The following is a 5012-nucleotide window of genomic DNA, read 5'->3' as shown; positions in this document are numbered from 1 at the left end:
CCGGCGAGCCTGTGGCGGTAGCCAAGGAGCCGGGATCGGAAGTATTCGCCGGAACGTTGAACCAGAAAGGCAGTTTCAGGCTGAAAGCCTCGCAGGTAGGCGGCACCACGCTGCTGGCGCAGATCATCCGCAAAGTGCAGGAAGCGCAAGGCTCCAAAGCCCCCGTGCAGAAGCTCGTCGATAAGGTAGCCGGGATCTTCGTGCCGGTGGTGATCGGCATCGCCCTGCTGGCCTTCGCCTCCTGGCTCATCTGGGGCGGCGCCAACGGGTTGACGCAGGGCCTCATGGCGCTGGTGACAGTGCTGGTGATCGCATGCCCCTGCGCCCTGGGCCTCGCCACGCCTACGGCTATTATGGTCGGCATGGGCAAGGGCGCGGAAAACGGGATCCTCATCAAAGACGCGGAAAGCCTCGAAAAAGCCTATCGCATCCAGGCGCTGATCCTCGATAAAACAGGCACCATCACCGAAGGGAAGCCCGCTGTGACCGGCGAAGCCTGGCTAACGGAGGAAGACCGCCTCATGTATTCCGGCGCCCTGCTGGCGCTGGAGCGCGAATCGGAGCACCCGCTGGCCGAAGCCGTGGTGAAACATATGCAGGGCATCATGCCCGAGAAGCTCCAGCATTTCGATAGCATTACCGGCCGCGGTGTGAAAGGGAAAGCCCTCGGCAAGGGATTCTTCGCCGGCAACCAGCAACTCCTGGAAGAAAACGGCATCCGCATCGACGCTCCGCTGAAAGAACAGTCCGAAACCTGGCTGAATGCGGCATACACCGTCATCTGGTTCGCCGACGAGCAGAAAGCCCTGGCCGTGATCGCTATCGCGGATACCATCAAAGCCGGCTCCGCCGAAGCCATCCGGAAACTGCAGGACATGGGCATCGAAGTATGGATGCTCACCGGCGACAATGCCCGCACCGCCACCGCCGTAGCCGCTGAAACCGGTATCCGCCACGTAAAGGCGGGCCTCATGCCCGGCGACAAATCCGGGTTCGTGAAGGAGCTGCAAAAACAAGGGAAAGTGGTAGCGATGGTGGGTGATGGGATCAACGACAGTGAGGCGCTGGCGCAGGCGGATGTCAGCATCGCCATGGGCAAGGGAACGGATATTGCGATGGATGTAGCGAAGATGACGCTCATCTCTTCCGACCTCCGGCAGATCCCCAAAGCGATCCGCCTGTCGAGGAAAACGGTGCGCACCATCCGCCAGAATCTTTTCTGGGCCTTCATTTACAACGTCATCGGTATACCGGTGGCAGCCGGGGTGCTGATCCCGGTCATGGACTTCTCGCTTGATCCCATGCTGGCGGGAGCCGCCATGGCGCTGAGTTCCGTGTCGGTAGTGAGCAATAGTCTCCGGTTGAAATTATCCAACATTTAATCATTCAATATAAATCTGATAACGATGAAAACGCTCAAATTCAAGACCAATATCAATTGCAGTGGCTGTGTGAAAGGCGTGAGCCCCGCGCTCAACGGTGAAAAGGAAATCGCGCACTGGGAAGTAGATACCAACAACCCGGATAAGATCCTCACAGTATCGACCAGTACGCTGACGCCGGAGGAAGTGGAAGAAACGGTGAAGAAAGCCGGCTTCAAGGCGGAAAAAATATAGCGGGAACAAAGCACGCAAGTGGAAACAGCAAACCGGCGGCGCCCTCGGGCGGCAGCCGGTTTTTTTGTTGCCAGGGCCCCCCATCATGGCGGATTCCCGGAAACTGCAGCAGGGAACGGGGGCTGGTGGTTCCTTTTGGGGCGTGTTGACGGGAAAGCCGCCTCAGGCAACGGATACACGCAGGGCCGGAGGGGCGGCGGGCTTCTTCGTATATTTAATATCAACAAAAATGGGCGTATGAAAGTCATTTATAAGAAACTGGGGCGGGAAAAGGCTTTCGGTCTTTCGGATTACGGCTCTAATACGATAGTGATAGACAGCAGGCTGAAGGGCCGCAAGCACCTGGAAGTGGCCCTGCACGAATCATTGCACGTATATTTCCCCGAAAAAAGCGAAACTTTTATCACCAATACCGCGCGGAAGCTCGCCAATATCCTCTGGCGGATGAATTACCGGCGGGTCGACAATTCTGTCGGCATATAACCACCCCTCCCCGCACAGGTTCCGCCGGTAGCGCCGGCAGGGATTTGTCATGATTGTAACGTTGGAATTCCCCTTTTTACCTTAATTTCCCGGATGTAAGATTTCATTATCAACCTCCCGCCGGAAGGACTTGCCGGCGAAACCGCACGCTAAAAATGAAAGAACAGAAAGGCCAGGAAATGAAAAGGTTATCCCTGAAAGATGTCGCGCGCATGGCGGGCGTTGCCCCTTCGACCGTGTCGTTCGTACTGAACGGGAAAGCCCGGCAGATGCGTATCAGCGAAGAGCTGGCCGAAAAAGTAATGGCGGTGGTGAAGAAGACCGGCTACCAGCCTCATTCCGTAGCCGTAAACCTTCGTACGGGGCAGTCCAAAACCCTCGGCCTCATGGTGGAAAGCATCTCCGGAAGCTTTTTCGCGGCATTGGCCAGGGTGATCGAGTCGGAAGCCGACCGCTATGGTTACCACATCGTGTATTGCAGCACCGAAAATAACGCCCAGAAAGGAGGAGAGCTCATCAAAATGCTGAGCCGCCAGCAGGTCGACGGCTACCTGATCACGCCGGCCGCGGGCATGGAGAAAGACATCCAGCAACTCATCGCGCATAAGCGGCCGCTGGTGCTGATGGACAGCTACTTCCCCGAAGTGCAGGCGCCGCATGTGCTGATCGATAATTTCGGCGGGGTGAAGCAGGGCATCGAGCACCTGATCGACCGGGGCGCGAAGCAGATCGGTTTCGTGACGGTGGACATGGACCTGGTGCAGATGAACGAGCGGATGAAAGGCTACAAGGAAACGCTCCGCAGCCACAATATCGCCGTGAAGAACAAGCTGGTGCTTGAGTTGCCGTATAACGGCGAAAAGGAGGAATCGGTGCGGAAAATCAGGCAATTCATCCAGGCGAACAAAGGGATGGACGCGATATTCTTTGCTACAAACTACCTCGGGATATTGGGTCTCGAAACCCTCGCCGGGCTGCAGATGAAAATCCCGGACGACATAGCGGTGGTATGTTTCGACGACCACGATATTTTCCGTTTGTACCCTCCCGGCATCACGGTGGTGCAGCAACCGATCGACGAGATCGCCAAGACGGCCATGCAGCTCCTCATGAACCAGCTGGACAAAAGCCAGCGCGCCCTCCGCAAAACGCGGCTGGAGCTGCCGGGGAAATTTATTAAAAGGGGCTCTTCCTGAGCAGCTGAAAGCTTTGCCCGCAGCGCCGTACAAGGCTACCGCCGATCAGCTTTATGCACTACGGCCTTTCCGTAACCCCTTGCCAGCGGTGCGTTCGCCCTGCATTACATTCCATCCAACGGCGCGCGCCGGCCGAACATTGAGCGCCATTGCAACCGGGGGGGATAGCGCTTGGACCACGGATGCATGAAAGCCTTCCACGGGATCGCGACTTCGGGTCGGTACGCCTGTTGCCAATTTCCGCCGAAACCGTGACTTCGGGTCGTTACGCCTGCGGCCAATTTTCCGCCGGAAAATTTCAGTTATCGTTTTTTTCCCTACATTTATGAAACGCCTCCCACCAGGGCCTTTTTTTATACCGTTTTGCTAAATCGATTTTGCATTTAGCAGATGTGGACAGAAAACAGGCTGGGCAGAGGCCGCCGGACAAGGTCCGGAAGTGTGAAAAACAGGTTAGATACAAAGATGCTGGCTCCCTTCTCCCGGGTCCGGACGGCCAACAGCAAAAAAACTGCCAGGCCGGGCGGATGGCATACCGTTGAAGATGGTTTTTACAACCGATTGCATATCAGTAGGTTATAAGAACCGGCTTTTGCAATGGGACGAACTTTTGGCAGAAACGGGGAGGGAAATTATTTTTGAATGGAAAAGACGCCCGGATATTGATTAGGTTTGGTAAATTTACGACCGCAAATGGCAAGGCCATTTTGCAGTAAACGCCCCGCCGGATCATTTATGCGATATGCCGTCTGCCGGTCAGGTTTCATCCGATTCCGGAATCAGGACAGGCAAAAAGGGCGTCAAGTGAACAAGTGCTTATCATACAAACAATAAAGAGTAGCATCTAACGGCTGGCCCATTCCTGGGCCGGCCCCCTTTTTTTACAAAATCGATTTTGCATTATGAATACATTTCGCTGGTGCCTCGTCGCATTATGTGCAGGCTTTCACGCCAACGCTCAAACTGTACAAAAAGTAACTGACCCCGTGGAATGGGTCAACCCCCTCATGGGCACAGATTCCAAAGGCAGCCTGTCTAACGGTAACACCTATCCCGCCATCGCCACCCCCTGGGGCATGAACTTCTGGATGCCGCAAACCAATAAAAACGGCGACGGATGGGCCTACCAGTACAGCGCCGACAAAATCCGCGGTTTCAAACAAACCCATCACCCCGCCCCCTGGATCAACGACTACGGTCAATTCTCCCTCATGCCCGTCACCGGCCGCATGAAATTCACGCAGGACGACCGCGCCAGCTGGTTCTCCCATAAAGCGGAAACCGCCAAACCATATTATTATTCCGTATACCTCGCAGACGCCGACGTTACCACCGAAATCACCCCCACCGAGAGAGCCGCGCAATTCCGGTTCACCTTCCCGAAAACCGACAGCGCATTCATCGTGGTAGACGCCTTCGACCGCGGCAGCTATGTGAAAATCATCCCCGCCGAAAAGAAAATCATCGGTTACTCCACCCGCAACAGCGGCGGCGTTCCCGAGAACTTCAAAAACTATTTCGTGCTCGTGTTCGATAAGCCCTTCGCCCTCGCCCACACCTGGGACGGCAACCGCCTCGCCAAAGACACGCTCGAGCTCCAGGCCGGCCACGCCGGCGCCATCATCGGTTTCGCCACCGCAAAAGGCGAAACTGTCAACGTGAAAGCCGCATCCTCCTTCATCTCCCACGAACAAGCCGCCCTCAACCTGCAGCGCGA

Annotated in this window: 4 protein-coding genes and 1 pseudogene; all 5 read left to right on the top strand. The window is 56.0% G+C overall.

Annotation, left to right across the window (positions count from 1 at the left end):
• The coding region (locus tag Q0510_RS03890) for a heavy metal translocating P-type ATPase (RefSeq protein WP_298708439.1) at positions 1-1382 on the top strand (1382 nt) is incomplete at its 5' end.
• A gap of 24 nt (positions 1383-1406) precedes the next feature.
• Complete coding sequence (locus tag Q0510_RS03885; RefSeq protein ID WP_298708437.1) at positions 1407-1616, top strand: heavy-metal-associated domain-containing protein; 210 nt, start codon at positions 1407-1409, stop codon at positions 1614-1616.
• 237 nt (positions 1617-1853) lie between these two features.
• Positions 1854-2099: a hypothetical protein gene (locus tag Q0510_RS03880; protein ID WP_298708435.1), complete on the top strand. Its 246-nt coding sequence runs from the start codon at positions 1854-1856 to the stop codon at positions 2097-2099.
• A 155-nt stretch (positions 2100-2254) separates the two neighbouring features.
• Complete coding sequence (locus Q0510_RS03875; protein ID WP_298708433.1) at positions 2255-3295, top strand: substrate-binding domain-containing protein; 1041 nt, start codon at positions 2255-2257, stop codon at positions 3293-3295.
• Positions 3296-4197: 902 nt separating this feature from the next.
• Positions 4198-5012, top strand: a pseudogene (locus Q0510_RS03870) (glycoside hydrolase family 92 protein); the annotation flags it as partial.

Source organism: uncultured Chitinophaga sp., from assembly GCF_937874145.1.
GTDB lineage: Bacteria > Bacteroidota > Bacteroidia > Chitinophagales > Chitinophagaceae > Chitinophaga.
The sequence above is the reverse complement of the archived record's forward strand: the minus strand, read 5'-3'. Positions and strand labels throughout refer to the sequence as shown.

Coding starts and splice junctions, on each gene's coding strand:
- Q0510_RS03885 (WP_298708437.1), top strand. CDS start 1,407: ATGAAAACGCTCAAATTCAAGACCAATATCAATTGCAGTGGCTGTGTG.
- Q0510_RS03875 (WP_298708433.1), top strand. CDS start 2,255: ATGAAAGAACAGAAAGGCCAGGAAATGAAAAGGTTATCCCTGAAAGAT.
- Q0510_RS03880 (WP_298708435.1), top strand. CDS start 1,854: ATGAAAGTCATTTATAAGAAACTGGGGCGGGAAAAGGCTTTCGGTCTT.